The 13,969-nt window shown below is 61.3% G+C and carries 16 protein-coding genes; 5 read left to right on the forward strand and 11 right to left on the reverse strand.

The genetic code is table 11. The features are described from left to right. Positions 1-28 precede the first annotated feature (28 nt). From AC07UB_RS07535 to AC07UB_RS07585, 11 genes are all read right to left on the reverse strand, one after another. Positions 29-1,552 (reverse strand): DegQ family serine endoprotease, encoded by a 1,524-nt coding sequence (locus AC07UB_RS07535; RefSeq protein ID WP_492792569.1) that lies wholly within the window; start codon positions 1,550-1,552, stop codon positions 29-31. A gap of 197 nt (positions 1,553-1,749) precedes the next feature. Next, entirely contained in the window at positions 1,750-1,950 is a 201-nt protein-coding gene (locus AC07UB_RS07540) for a DUF2065 domain-containing protein (protein WP_492792568.1), read from the reverse strand. Positions 1,951-1,984: 34 nt separating this feature from the next. Next, positions 1,985-2,884, reverse strand: coding sequence for a protease modulator HflC (hflC, locus tag AC07UB_RS07545; RefSeq protein ID WP_492792567.1), 900 nt, complete (start codon positions 2,882-2,884; stop codon positions 1,985-1,987). Beyond that, a complete protein-coding gene (gene hflK / locus AC07UB_RS07550; protein WP_492792566.1) occupies positions 2,881-4,023 on the reverse strand; it encodes an FtsH protease activity modulator HflK in 1,143 nt (380 codons plus the stop codon). The genes hflC and hflK overlap by 4 nt, the downstream gene beginning before the upstream one ends. A gap of 182 nt (positions 4,024-4,205) precedes the next feature. Continuing rightward, positions 4,206-4,742, reverse strand: a complete 537-nt coding sequence (locus AC07UB_RS07555) for a dihydrofolate reductase (protein ID WP_494651511.1) — start codon at positions 4,740-4,742, stop codon at positions 4,206-4,208. Beyond that, the gene (locus AC07UB_RS07560) at positions 4,739-5,533 is read right to left on the reverse strand and encodes a thymidylate synthase (protein ID WP_492792564.1); all 795 of its coding nucleotides are present in this window, start codon (positions 5,531-5,533) and stop codon (positions 4,739-4,741) included. The genes AC07UB_RS07555 and AC07UB_RS07560 overlap by 4 nt, the downstream gene beginning before the upstream one ends. A 153-nt stretch (positions 5,534-5,686) precedes the next feature. Then, positions 5,687-6,673, reverse strand: a complete 987-nt coding sequence (locus AC07UB_RS07565; RefSeq protein ID WP_492792563.1) for a tripartite tricarboxylate transporter substrate binding protein BugD — start codon at positions 6,671-6,673, stop codon at positions 5,687-5,689. 143 nt (positions 6,674-6,816) lie between these two features. Continuing rightward, entirely contained in the window at positions 6,817-8,331 is a 1,515-nt protein-coding gene (locus AC07UB_RS07570) for a tripartite tricarboxylate transporter permease (protein WP_492792562.1), read from the reverse strand. 7 nt (positions 8,332-8,338) lie between these two features. Beyond that, a complete protein-coding gene (locus AC07UB_RS07575) occupies positions 8,339-8,833 on the reverse strand; it encodes a tripartite tricarboxylate transporter TctB family protein (RefSeq protein WP_492792561.1) in 495 nt (164 codons plus the stop codon). Between the two features lie 90 nt (positions 8,834-8,923). Further along, positions 8,924-9,457 carry a chromate transporter gene (locus AC07UB_RS07580; protein ID WP_492792560.1) on the reverse strand — a complete coding sequence of 178 codons (534 nt, stop codon included), beginning with the start codon at positions 9,455-9,457 and terminating at the stop codon, positions 8,924-8,926. Continuing rightward, positions 9,454-10,050 (reverse strand): chromate transporter, encoded by a 597-nt coding sequence (locus AC07UB_RS07585; protein ID WP_492792559.1) that lies wholly within the window; start codon positions 10,048-10,050, stop codon positions 9,454-9,456. Before AC07UB_RS07585 ends, AC07UB_RS07580 begins: the two co-directional genes overlap by 4 nt. A gap of 460 nt (positions 10,051-10,510) precedes the next feature. Between AC07UB_RS07585 and AC07UB_RS07590 the strand changes: the two genes are divergently transcribed. From AC07UB_RS07590 to AC07UB_RS07610, 5 genes are all read left to right on the forward strand, one after another. Further along, positions 10,511-11,014, forward strand: coding sequence for a ClpXP protease specificity-enhancing factor SspB (locus tag AC07UB_RS07590; RefSeq protein ID WP_492792805.1), 504 nt, complete (start codon positions 10,511-10,513; stop codon positions 11,012-11,014). A gap of 193 nt (positions 11,015-11,207) precedes the next feature. Next, positions 11,208-12,611, forward strand: coding sequence for a class II fumarate hydratase (fumC, locus tag AC07UB_RS07595; protein ID WP_494651509.1), 1,404 nt, complete (start codon positions 11,208-11,210; stop codon positions 12,609-12,611). Positions 12,612-12,879: 268 nt separating this feature from the next. After that, positions 12,880-13,086: a DUF4169 family protein gene (locus AC07UB_RS07600; RefSeq protein ID WP_492792556.1), complete on the forward strand. Its 207-nt coding sequence runs from the start codon at positions 12,880-12,882 to the stop codon at positions 13,084-13,086. Further along, a complete protein-coding gene (locus AC07UB_RS07605; RefSeq protein ID WP_492792555.1) occupies positions 13,083-13,355 on the forward strand; it encodes a ribbon-helix-helix domain-containing protein in 273 nt (90 codons plus the stop codon). Before AC07UB_RS07600 ends, AC07UB_RS07605 begins: the two co-directional genes overlap by 4 nt. Positions 13,356-13,629: 274 nt before the next feature. Next, on the forward strand, positions 13,630-13,968 hold the full coding sequence (locus tag AC07UB_RS07610) for a ribbon-helix-helix domain-containing protein (RefSeq protein WP_492792554.1): 339 nt from the start codon (positions 13,630-13,632) through the stop codon (positions 13,966-13,968). The last annotated feature ends 1 nt before the right edge of the window (position 13,969 follow it).

The following is a 13,969-nucleotide window of genomic DNA, read 5'->3' on the forward strand; positions in this document are numbered from 1 at the left end:
CCATCACGCATGATGATAAAAGCGGTTGTTACTTCACGGCCAGCGCGACGAACCGAACCTCGCCCGCGCCGTTCGACACCAGAAGCAGCACGGACTTCTTGCCGTCCTTCTTCAACTGGTCGATGCGCTTCTTGACGTCGGCCGCGTTGGTCACCGCCTCCTGCGCGACCTCGACGATCACGTCGCCAGCGCTGAGCCGCTTTTCAGCCGCGTCTGAGCCGCTATCGACGCCGGTGACGATCACGCCCTTGACGCTGTCCTTGATCTTGTAGCGCGTGCGCAGATCCTTGCTGAGACCTGCCAGATCGAGACCCAGCGCCTTCTGCGTCACGGGCTTCTCGGCCTCGACCGGAGCGGTCGTCTTGGCGGAGGCTTCGACCGGCTTCTCGCCGTCGTCAAGGCGGCCGAGCGTCACCTTCTTGGTTTCTTCCTTACCCTTGCGGATGATGATCACATCCACCGCCTTGCCGACCGGCGAGTCAGCTACGGCGCGCGGAAGATCCTTCATCTCCTTGATGTCCTTGCCGTCGAACCTGACGACAACGTCGCCCGGCTCGATACCAGCGGGCTTGGCCGGACCCTTGTCGTCCACGCCGGCGATCAGCGCGCCGCGCACCGGCTTGATGTTGAGACTTTCGGCGATTTCATCCGTGACCTGCTGGATGCGGACGCCAAGCCAGCCGCGGCGGACTTCCTTGAACTGGCGCAGCTGATCGACCACCGCGACGACCGTCTTGGACGGCACAGCAAAGCCGATGCCGATCGAGCCGCCCGACGGCGAGATGATCGCGGTGTTCACGCCGATGACTTCGCCGTCGAGATTGAACAGCGGGCCGCCGGAATTGCCGCGATTGATGGAAGCGTCGGTCTGGATGTAGTTGTCGTAAGGACCGGAGTTGATGTCGCGGTTGCGCGCCGAGACGATGCCGGCCGTGACCGTGCCGCCGAGGCTGAACGGATTGCCGATGGCTATCACCCATTCGCCAAGGCGAAGCGTGTCGGAATTGCCGAACTTCACCGCGGTGATCTTCTTTTCCGGCGGTGTGAATTTCAGGACCGCAAGATCGCTCTTCTTGTCCTTGCCGATCACCTCGGCCTTGATCTTGGTGCCGTCGTTGAGAATGACGTTGATCTCGTCAGCGTCGGCGATGACGTGATTGTTGGTCACCACGGTGCCATCGGTATCAATGATGAAGCCGGAGCCGAGCGAGTTGACCTTGCGCGCCTGGTTTCCTCTGGAGTCCGGAGCGCCGCCGCGACGATTCTTGAAGAACTCGTCGAAGAACTCGCTGAACGGCGAGTCCGGCGGCAACTGCGGGTTGACCCCTCGCCTGTTGCCCCGCTCGTCGCTGCCCTTGTCGCTGTCGTCGTTCTTCTTGGCGTCGACGGTCTGCGAGGTGGAAATGTTGACGACCGCGTCGATCACCTTCTCGGCGACGTCGGCAACGCCTTCCGGTCCACGGGCCAGCGCGGGCGTCGCAACGACGGCAAAGGCAACGGCCGCGGCAAGCGGCAATACGCGGCGGCTCAATGCTTGAAACGCATCGGACATGGTCGAAAAGTCTCCTGAAAAGGGTCGGGTCATTTGGCTCTAATGTGCGCCGGAAAAGCGTGCATACGCAAGCACCGCCAAGCCTCGATCAACGCACCGATTGCGGCAAAAACCCGGCTTTATGCCTCACAACAGCGTCAGGCCGATACGTATTCCGGCGGAAAACAACCTGGTGTGGTGTTCCGCAGGTCCGCACACTAATGGCGAACCAGCCAGATCAGGATCAGGCCCACCACCGCCGACGCGAGCCCGACGCCGCGCAGGATATTATCCGGCGAGGAAAGCGCGCTTTTCATCGCGGAGCGCATCCAGTTCGGGAGTGCCGTGAACAGCAACCCCTCCAGCACCAGCATTATCCCGACCCCGACAAGGAGGTCACCGAATCCAATCGACCTCATCCTTCAAGGACTCCTGCCTGATCGTGCACCCGCCTCAACGCTGAGGCGCGGCGCTGGCAGCAGGCTTGCCTGCCGGATTGGCGAAGAACCGGAAGAACTCGGAATCCGGCCGCAGCAGGAATCGCGTGTCGTTGGCCTTCAGGCTGGTGTCGTAAGCCGACATCGAACGGTAGAACGCGAAGAATTCCGCGTCCTTGCCGTAAGCCTCGGCGAACAGCCGGTTTCGCTCGCCGTCGCCTTCACCGCGGATCTGCTCGGACTGCGAGTTGGCTTCAGCGATAATGACGGTCGCTTCACGGTCGGCCTTGGAACGAATTTCCTGAGCCTTCTGGCCGCCCTGCGCGCGGAACTCGGCCGCTTCACGCTGACGTTCCGTCTGCATTCGCTGATAGACCGCCTGGCTGTTCTGCTCGGGCAGATCGGCGCGGCGAATGCGCACGTCCACCACCGAGATACCGTAGTTGGCGGCTTCGCGATCGAGCTGTTCGCGAATCTTGGTCATCAGCGCATCGCGGTCGTCGCGCACGACGGTGATGAACGTCACCTCGCCAAGCACACGGCGCAGCGATGCGTTGAGCAGCGTGGTGAGCTGGATGTTGGCGGCCTGGATCGAACCGATGCTCTGATAGAACCGCAACGCGTCCTTGATGCGATAGCGCGCGAACGCGTCGACGACGAGCCGCTTCTGATCCGAGGCAATGACTTCCTGCGCCGGATTCTCGAGATCGAGAATGCGCTTGTCGATGCTGATCACGGCATCGATGAACGGCACCTTGAAGTTCAACCCTGGTTCGGTGACGACGCGCACCGGCTCGCCGAGCCGCACCAGCAGGACCTGTTCGGTCTGGCTGACGGTGAAGACCGAGCTATAGCCGACGACGATCGCGACCAGCAGAATGAACAGAGAGACGATACCTGCAATGCCGTTTTTCATCGTGTGCTCCCGCCCTGCGGCTGTGCAGCCGGCGCCGCTCGGCGTCCGATTTCATTGAGCGGCAGATACGGCACCACGCCAGGCGCCGAGCCGTTCGCGCCCTGATCGAGGACCAGCTTGTCCGCCCCGCCGAGAATGCGTTCCATCGTTTCGAGATAAATGCGCTGCCGGGTCACGTCAGGCGCTTTCTTGTACTCGTCGTAGACTTTCAGGAAGCGCGCGCTTTGGCCCTTCGCTTCGGCGACCGCCTGCTCCTTGTAGCCTTCCGCGACTTGCAGGATCTGCGCGCCACGTCCGCGTGCATCCGGAACGACGCGATTGGCATAGGTCTGCGCTTCGTTCTGCAGACGCTCAAGGTCGGCGCGGGCCGCCTGCACGTCGCGGAACGCGTCGATGACCTGCTGAGGCGGATCGACCTTCTGCATCTGCACCTGCTGGATCAGAACGCCGGAGCCGTAGGTGTCGAGTGTCTTCTGCATCAGTTCGAGCACCGCGGCTTCCGTCGTGGTGCGCGCGCCGGTGAGGATCGGCTGAATGTTCGAACGGCCGATCACGTCGCGCATCGCGCTTTCGGCGACCGCCTTCACGGTGCCTTCAGGATTCTGGATGTTGAACAGGAAATTGCCCACGCCATCGGGCTTGATGCGCCAGAGGACCGTGAAATCCACATCGACGATGTTCTCGTCGCCCGTGAGCATCAGGCTTTCCTCGGGAACGTCGCGGATGGTGGTGCCACCGCCGCGCCGCGAGTCGTCAACCACGCGCATACCGATGCTGAGCGTCGAAACACGCAACGCCTTCGGCAGCAACACTGTCTCGATCGGGTAAGGCAGATGATAGTTCAGGCCCGGCTGCACCGTGCGCACGTGCTTGCCGAAGCGCAGCACCACGCCGAGTTCTTCGGACTGAACGCGGAAGAAGCCGGACAGTCCCCAGATCGCCAGCGCCGCGACCAGCACGAGCGCAATGCCCATGCCGCTGAGGTTCCCGCCGGGAATCAAGGTCTGGAGTTTGTCCTGTCCGCGACGCAGAAGATCCTCGAGATCGGGCGGCTTCGGGCCGGTCGATTGCGGACCTGACCCCCAGGGGCCTTTCGGGCCAGAACCCCATGGGCCTCCGCCTTGATTCTTCCACGGCATCGTCGATCTCCTCCGCGCGAAAGCTCACGCTCCGCAATATCAGCAGGCCTTATAGGGGACGCGCCCGGTCCTTACAACGCAGGACGCTGCCATCAGAGAGCTATGGCGCAGGGCGAATTTGTCAATGCAAACATCGTGATCGCAGTTAATGCCGTCACCTGCGGCTATATGAGACGCCGGCCTCAACCATGCCGTTTATATGTGACATAGGAAAAATCGACCGTATCGCCATCCGCCTTTGAATGACGGATTCGCGCGACTTCTTGCCATTCTTTCGGATTAACCGGCGCCAGAAACGTATCGCCTTCGGGCCTGTCGTGCACTTCGGTCAACTCGAGACGATCAGCCTTTTCCAGCCATTGCGCAAAAATGTCGGCGCCGCCGATCACCATGATCTCAGTGACGAAACGCCGCAGCGCATCGCCGCGCGCGATGTCATGCGCGGCGTCCAGCGAAGTTGCGACCACCACGCCCCGCGCCTGAAAAGCCTTGTCGCGCGTCACGACGATGTTGGTGCGCCCCGGCAGCGGACGGCCGATAGAAATGAACGTCTTGCGGCCCATGATAACCGGATGGTTGAGCGTGATCGCCTTGAGACGCTTGAGATCGGACCTGAGATGCCACGGCATCGCATTGTCGCGGCCGATCACGCCGTTTTCCGCGACGGCGACGACGAAAACGATTTGCGGTGATGACGTCGCGGAGGGAGACGCGCTCAAACCGCCACCTCGGCCTTGATGTGCGGGTGCGGATCGTAGTTCTCGAGCGTGAAGTCCTCGAAGCGGAACGAGAAGATGTCCTTCACATCGGGATTGATCTTCATCGTCGGCAACGGGCGCGTCAGGCGCGTAAGTTGCAGCCGCGCCTGATCGAGATGGTTCGAGTAGAGGTGCGCATCACCCAGCGAATGCACGAAGTCGCCGGGTTTGAGGCCCGTCACCTGCGCCACCATCATCGTGAGCAGCGCGTAAGACGCGATGTTGAAGGGCACGCCGAGAAACACGTCCGCAGAGCGCTGATAGAGTTGGCACGACAGTTTTCCGTTGGCGACATAGAACTGAAACAGACAGTGGCACGGCGGCAGCGCCATCTTGTCGACGTCGGCGGGATTCCACGCGCTCACGATCAGGCGGCGGGAGTCCGGAGTCTTGCGGATCATCTCGATCAGGTTGGAAATCTGGTCGATGCTGCGGCCGTCAGGCGCGGGCCAGGAGCGCCACTGCGATCCATAAACGGGGCCAAGATCACCATTGGCGTCCGCCCACTCGTCCCAGATCGTGACCTTGTGCTCCTGAAGATAGCGCACATTGGTGTCGCCCTTCAGGAACCAAAGCAACTCATAGATGATCGATTTCAGCGGCAGTTTCTTGGTCGTCAGCATCGGGAAGCCCGACGCCAGATTGAACCGCATCTGGTGGCCGAACACGGACAGCGTTCCGGTGCCGGTGCGGTCGGTCTTTTCCGCGCCGTCGCTGAGAATTCGCTCGAGCAGGTCGTGATATTGATTCATGGGCCTATCTAGCCGCCGGCCACCGCCGCCGTCTGCGGCGATTCGATTTCGGTTGGGCAATTATACCCTGAAAAATGAGGACGCCCGCCCCGAACAGCAAGGGGCGGAACTTGCGTCCCGCCCCTGCCAAACTCACGTTATTTCAGCAGAATCTCAGTTCGAGAGCGGCTTCAGCACTGCGGACCACTTGACGATTTCGCTGTCGACCAGCTTCTTCAGCGATTCCGGCGTGCGCTCTTCCGTCTTCGGGATCACGCTGCCGAGATCGAGCAGACGCTTGCGGACGCCTTCGTCGTCCAGCGCCTTGACCACAGCCGCGTTCAGCTTGGCCACGATCGGCGCGGGCGTGCCCTTTGGCGCGAAGATCGCGTTCCAGGCCTGCGCCTGGTACTCAGGCAGACCAGCTTCGGCGGTGGTCGGAACGTCCGGCAGCGACGGATTGCGCTCCGGTGTCGCCACTGCATAAGCCTTGATGGTGCCGCCCTTGACCTGCGGAACGGCATTCACGATCTGGTCGCACATGTAATCGACCTGCCCGCCAACCAGCGCGTTCATGGCCGGACCGGTGCCGTTGAACGGAACGCCGGTCGGCTTGATCTTGAGCACGGAGTCCAGCAACTGGCAGGACGAATAGGAGACCGAGCCGACGCCCGCATGAGCGGCATTGAGCTTGTCCGTGTTGGCCTTCACGTAGGTGATGAATTCCTTGAGATCCTTCGGCGGAAAATCCTTGCGCGCGAGGATCAGGATCGGCGTGCCGGCCAGCAGTCCGATCGGCTCGAAATCCTTCGAGGGATGGTAGGCAAGGTTCGGATACAGTGGCACGGACGCAGCATGAGTGCCCATGTGGCCGGTGATCAGGGTGTAGCCGTCCGGCGCGGCACGCGCGGCGCGCGTGGAAGCCGTGGTGCCGCCTGCGCCGACCACGTTTTCGATGATGATGGTCTGGCCCAGCGTCTGCTGCATATGGCCGGTCACGATACGCGCGATGACGTCGGTCGGGCCGCCGGCAGCGAACGGAACGATCATCGTGATGTTGCGCGTCGGATAGTCCTGCGCCTGAACCGGCGCGGTGGCGATACCTGCAACGGCAAGTGCCGAGAGCCCGCAGGTCGCGAGCATACGCTTGAGCAAATTCATAAGATTCTCCCGAAACATACTTTTATGATTACGGACGGAAAAGCCGTGCCCAGCAGTCTCAACATCACCGGGTGTGACGAGTCCATTCAACTTGCTATCAAGAACGAGCAAAGAGGCGCGGCCCAACGCCGCACCTCGTTATCTCAGTTTTCGGATTCAACGAACACCTCGTCGCGCTTCTTGCGAAGCGCAGGCAGCAACGCGAGAATCAGAAGGAATGCCGCGATCGCCATCAAGGTCGCGGACAACGGACGGGTGAGAAATACCATCCAGTCGCCGCGCGAGATCAACAGCGCGCGCCGCAGATTTTCTTCCATCAGCGGCCCGAGCACCATGCCGAGAAGCAGCGGCGCCGGCTCGAAATCGTGCTTCACCAGCCAGTAGCCGACAAGCCCGAAGGCGGCGGTCAACACGACGTCCATGGGCGCATTGTTGACCGAGTAGATGCCGATGGCACAGAAAATCACGATGCAGGGGAACAAGAGCCGGTAAGGCACTCGCAGCAACCGCACCCAGATGCCGACCATCGGCAGATTGATGACGAGCAGCATCAGGTTGCCGATCCACATCGAGGCGATCATGCCCCAGACGAGTTCCGGCTGCTTCTGCATCACCTGCGGGCCGGGCACGATGCCGTGAATGGTCATCGCGCCGACCATCAGCGCCATCACCGCGTTGGGCGGGATGCCGAGCGTGAGCAGCGGAATGAACGAGGTCTGCGCCGCCGCGTTGTTGGCGCTTTCGGGCGCCGCAACGCCTTCGATGGCGCCGCGGCCGAAGCGTTCGGGATGCCTCGATATCTTCTTCTCGAAGGTGTAGGCGGCGAACGACGCGATCACCGCGCCACCGCCGGGCAGGATGCCGAGGATCGATCCCAGCACCGTGCCGCGCATGATGGCCGGCGCTGAATCCTTCAGATCCTTCTTGGTCGGCATTAGTCCGGAAATCTTCTGCTGCACCAGTTCACGGTCCATCGACGCGCCGTGATCGAGATTGCGGATAATCTCGGCGAATCCGAACAGGCCCATCGCCACCGTCGCGAAGCCAAGACCGTCGGCAAGTTCCGGAATGTTGAACGACATGCGCGACGCGCCGGTCTCAATGTCCGATCCGACCATCGACAGCAGCACGCCGAATGCGATCATTGCGATGGCTTTCAGAACCGATCCCTTCGCCAGCACCACCGCGAAGATGAGACCAAGCACCATCAGTGAGAAATACTCGGCAGGCCCGAACGCCAGCGCGAGTTTGGTCAACGGTGCGCCGAGCAGCGCGATCAGAACGGTCGCGACACAGCCTGCGAAGAACGAGCCGATGGCGGCAATAGCGAGCGCAGGACCGGCGCGGCCCTGCTTGGCCATCTGGAAGCCATCCAGTGCCGTGACCACCGACCCGGCCTCGCCGGGAATGTTGACCAGGATCGACGTGGTCGAGCCGCCATACTGCGCGCCGTAATAAATACCCGCGAGCATGATGAGCGCGCCGACCGGAGGCAATCCGAACGTGATCGGCAGCAGCATCGCCACTGTCGCAATAGTACCGATGCCGGGCAACACGCCGACGAGCGTGCCGACCAGCGCGCCGATCAGACAGAGACCGAGATTGATGGGTGAGAACGCAACGCCGAAGCCGAGCGCGAGATTTGCAAAAATATCCATGACGCCCTCAGCGCAGAATGCGTGGGAAGAGATCAAGCGGCAGCCCGAGCGCATAAGGGAACAGGAGTGCGCATCCGAGCGTCAGGCAAGCCCCGACAATGATGGCCTCTTTCCATTGTGTCTCATTGCTGCCCAGCACCGCGATCATAAAGCTCGCAAACGCGGAGATGATCAGGCCGAGCGGACGGATGGTCGCCGCGAACGACAGGATCGACAGCGTCACGAAGAAAGGCCCGCGAACGCCGTAACGCTGCAGCGGCGGCCCCTCGACGAAAAATCCGGTAATGGCGACGCCCGCGCCGAGCGCGAGCAGAAGATACGCGAACATGCGCGGCGCGGTGCCTGGGCCGAAAGAGAACCCACGCATCCCCTGCAGGTCGCTCGATGCCCACAACGCAAACAGCGCAATCCCCATCAGGGCGAGCCCGCCGTAAAAATCCTGTGGTCCTTTGACAAGCCTTGGCGCGGATTTCTCCGCAGCGCGGCTGGGCGCTTCACTCATCGTCATCCCCCTCAAGTCACGGGCTTCAGCCCGGTCTATTTTTTGCCGCTCGGAAAAGTTCCCCGAGGCCCCCCTGCTTATCGATTTTCATCAGACGACGCCAGCAAAACCGAGGATGCCCCCAGCGACCAGCATCCACAGGGGATTGAGCCGGGTCACGAGCGCCAGCGCAGCAGATCCTGTTGTGAGCAGTGCAGCAATCCATGTTCCACCGGATGTAATTGCGAGAATAAGGCCGCTGGCGCACATTAGCCCGATCGAAATGGGAACCAGCGCGGTTTGCAGAATCGTCGGCCAGGCGGATTGACTTGATCGCGTCAGCATATTGCTGACGAAGTAGGCAAACACGGCGGATGGACCGCACATGGCGAATGTCGCGACCAGCGCACCGGCGATGCCCGCCACGTGATAGCCGATCAGTGTCACAATCAGGACATTCGGGCCAGGCGACAATTGCGAGATCGCGAACATGTCGGCGAATTGCGAATCCGTCATCCAGTGACGCACATCGACGGCCACACGGTGCATTTCCGGAATCGTCGAGTTTGCACCGCCGATAGCGAGCAACGACATCAGACCGAAGGTCCATGCCATCGTGAGCAGCGTTCCCGTGGGCGAGTTCATGGCGCCGCCCTCCTTCGCATGGCAAAGGTGATCGCGAGGCTGAGCGGGATGGCGGTAAACAGAACGGGCACCAGCGGCAGCCGCAGCAACCCGATGGCGACGAAAACCGCAGCCAGCAACGACAGGGCTACCGGATCACGCTTCTTCAGCAGCGGCATCATCATGCGCAGGATCACCGCGAGAAAAAGTCCCACCGCCGCGCAGGACACACCGGCCAGCGTCCGCTGCAACGCGGGGATTTCGCCATAGCGCGCGTAGATCGCGGCCAGCACAGTGACGATCACCACCGGCGGACCGATAAGACCGAGAAACGCGGCGATGCTCCCGGGAATGCCGCGAAAACGCGCACCGAACACCACGGACAGATTGACGATGTTGGGACCCGGGAGAAAATGACAGAGCGCGAAGGCTTCGTTGAATTCGTCAGGCGTCATCCAGCGATGCTGGTCGACAATGGCGCGCCGCGCCCACACCAGTACGCCGCCGAAGCCCGCAAGCGACATCTTGGCGAAGGCAACGAACAGTTCGATCAACCCGGGACGCATTATCGCATCGGGAGACCGGGGAATCACGGGAGCGGAATCGAAAGACATGGCCCGATTTAGAATGGGCCCGAGTGGAGGCCAACTGATATTCCGATCCTCCCTCATGCAACACATGCAAATCACAGCGCTGCCGGGTGCAGGCCTCGGATCAAAGGCGCGGATCTTGGATAAACCCAGCCTTCAAACAGCCGAAGCTCCCGCTCACCCGGGAACACGGCCTTTTTCGGCGGAATTTACCCCTTATATCAAGGCTGCCGGTTCGTCCGGCTGATCGAGGTTCGGAGGCATCTGGCAACGGATGCCGCCACTTTTGCCACCCCGCATTGAATTTGATGGGGACTGTTTCAGGCAGAAGCGTTGCCGTTCTCGAGAATTTCTGCGATCTGCAGGCCGCAGATGCTGACCTGAGAGCTATGACGCGATAGCATGGATCGAAACCGCGAGTCGGACGTTCGCGTTCGGCACTCTGCAGACTTCGACCAGCCACCTTTTTCTACAGGACCGTATGATGGCGACCGATCACATTCGTTACGACGTCCTTGCACGCGACGCACTGCGCAGCGTGTTGAAGCAGGTGCTTGCGGATGCCGCCGAGAACGGCTTGCCGGGCGAACATCATTTCTACATCACGTTCCTGTCCAAGGCCGAAGGGGTGAAGATTTCCCCGCGTCTGCTGTCGCAGTACCCGCAGGAGATGACCGTCATTCTCCAGCACCAGTTCTGGGATCTGGTCGTGACCGACGACCGCTTCGAGGTTGGCCTCTCCTTCAACGGAATTCCGGAGCGCCTCGTCATTCCCTTCAGTTCGATCAAGAGCTTCTTCGATCCGTCGGTGCAGTTCGGCCTGCAATTCGAGCCCGTCGATGACCCAGCCGCCGAGGCCGCGCCCGTGGTGGTCGAGTCGCTACCGGTTGCGGCTGCCGCTGAAACACCCACGTACGCTAGCGACGAGCCCGTCAAACAGGGCGAAGGCGCCGAGGTTGTGCGCCTCGATCGTTTCCGGAAGAAATAATCAGGCGCGGACATCGTTCGCGAGCCGTACCGCACGTTGTCTTCCTTCCTTCCCTTCCTCCTCTGCTTCATAATGTCTTGAAGCTTTCTAATGTCAGGCGCGCGTTTCTCGCGATGTGCGGACGCGCAGCGGTTGCGCATGTCGCGCGTGAAGTCCTAAACTTCGCTGTCCCCGTACAACACCGGAAACCGTCATGGCCGTACCGAAAAAAACAACGCGCACCGAAACCGACACGTTCGGGCCGATCGAAGTGCCGGCGGATCGCTACTGGGGCGCGCAAACCGAACGCTCGAAGCACAATTTCAAGATCGGCAATGAACGAATGCCGATGCCGATCGTTCGCGCGCTCGCTATCGTCAAGCTCGCCTCCGCGCAGACCAATCTCCAACTCGGCCTGCTCGACCAGCGCCGTGCGCGCGCCATCGTCCGCGCTGCCCGCGAAGTCATCGACGGCAAGCTCGACGACAACTTTCCGCTGGTGGTCTGGCAGACCGGCTCGGGCACCCAATCCAACATGAACCTCAACGAGGTGATCGCCAACCGCGCCAGCGAGTTGCTCGGCGGCGAGCCCGGCACCAAGAAGCCGGTGCATCCGAACGATCACGTCAACATGAGCCAGTCCTCCAACGATTCCTTTCCGACCGCGATGCATATCGCGGCGATAGAGCGCATCACCCACGACCTCGTACCCGCGCTGACCGTACTGCTGAAAGCATTGCGCCAGAAAGAAAAGGCGTTCGCGAAAATCGTCAAGATCGGCCGCACCCACACGCAGGATGCGACGCCACTGACGCTCGGTCAGGAATTTTCCGGCTACGCGGCGCAGGTGGAAAGCGGCATCTCGCGAATACGCGAGGCGGCAAAAACTCTCTATCTGCTGGCGCAGGGCGGCACGGCGGTGGGCACCGGCCTCAACGCAAAGCCGCGATTCGCCAAGCTGTTCGCCAGGCAGGTTGCTACTCTCACCAAGCTGCCGTTCACCAGCGCGCCGAACAAGTTCGAGGCGCTAGCTTCGAATGACGCCTATGTGTTCGTGCACGGCGCGATCAACGCGATGGCCACCGGCCTGTTCAAGATCGCCAACGACATCCGGCTGCTCGGTTCAGGTCCGCGCTCGGGTCTGGGCGAATTGATCCTGCCGGAAAACGAGCCGGGTTCGTCGATCATGCCGGGCAAGGTCAATCCGACCCAGTGCGAAGCCATGACGATGGTGTGCTGCCAGATATTCGGCAACCACACCACGATCACCGTCGCAGGCAGCCAGGGTCACTTCGAACTGAACGTCTACAAGCCGGTGCTGGCGCACTGCATGTTGCAATCCATCCAGTTGATGGCCGATGTGGCGCGTTCGTTCACCGAACATTGTGTGGTCGGCATTCGCGCAGACGAGAAGCGCATCGACGATTTGATGCAGCGGTCGCTGATGCTGGTGACGGCGCTGGCGCCGAAGATCGGCTACGACAGCGCAGCCAAGGTCGCGAAGACTGCTCACGCCCGTGGCACGACGCTGAAGGAAGAGGCTGTGCGTCTCGGCTTTGTATCGGCAGCCGAATTCGATCGGCTCGTGAAGCCAGCCAGAATGACCCATCCCGGATAAAGGATAGCGCGGCTTCGCAACATTAACTTGTCGTAACCAATGCGGACATGTCGTCGCACCGCCTAAAGTCCTAGCTTGTTCGGCTACCCTACGCGACGCATCGCGTGCTAATTTTGAATCTCCTGCATCGCAATCGCACGCAGGGGACGAACGATAGCAACGGGCCCGCTCGAACGCTGGCTCCAATGAGACCCGAACAGGACACAACGAAACCGGCACTCACTTCAGCCGTTCATTCGTTACAACTGTCCTGGATGATGGAGGCGTCATGGGCGATCTGGTCAATCTGAGGCAAGTCAAAAAGCGCATCGCGCGTGACGGCGCGGCGAAGCAATCCGAAACCAATCGCGCACGCTTCGGCCGCACCAAGGTCGAGCGCCAGCGCGACGAGCTTCACGCGCAGCGCGCCGGCAACGTGCTGGATCAGCACCGCCTCGACGACGAGACTTCAAACGACGACAGGACTTCGGCATGAAGTCGCCTGTCGTCAAACGATCGATCGTCGTCGCCGGCCACAAAACCAGCGTCAGTCTCGAAGAAGCCTTCTGGAACGGCATGAAGGAAATCGCCTCGGCGAGAACCCTGACGCTGTCAGAACTCGTCGGAGAAATCGACGGCGGTCGGCAGCAGGGAAATCTCTCCTCGGCGATCCGGCTGTTCGTGCTGGATTATTTCCGGTCACGCGCGATGCCTTCAACGGGGAACGGCGCCAGCCGGATGCCCGCCGAAAACCCGCATCCGTAGTTTCACGCATCGGACACCTACGATTCTGATTCCGTCGTAGGTTTTCACACGAATACCGCCGGTACCCGGTTTCAGTTACTATGTACCCGTATCTCGAAACTCATACCGTTTCGGGAGCGGCTGTGAGGGCGCCGCGCATCTTTTGCGCCAGCGATATGTATTCTGATCCGCGCAGCCTGCCGATCCGAGTTCGTACCAACGTGCATGAGCCTCCCTCTCGACGAGACATCCTCTCGCCGCGCGCGGTCGCTTGGCCGAAATGGAGGATACTTCGATGCAGGACGACACAATCACGGCGGACATGGGCGACCTGGACCTCCACTCGGCACGGCGGGTCAAGGAATTCGCAGTGGTCAAGCGGTCCGTCGTGGTCGGTGGGCACAAGACCAGCGTTAGCCTGGAAGATGCCTTCTGGACCAGCCTGAAAGACATAGCGACACGACGCGGCCTAGCGCTCTCGACTCAGATCGACGTCATCGATCGCACCCGCAAGACCAGCAACCTGTCCTCCGCGATCAGGCTATTCGTGCTGGATCATTTCCGCGCGCGCGCCGTCACCACGATGTTCATAGGCGAGCGGGTTCAGTCACCGGGGATCGTCCCCGCCGCGTAAA

The sequence above is a fragment of the Afipia sp. GW821-FHT04G03 genome (assembly GCF_059419985.1).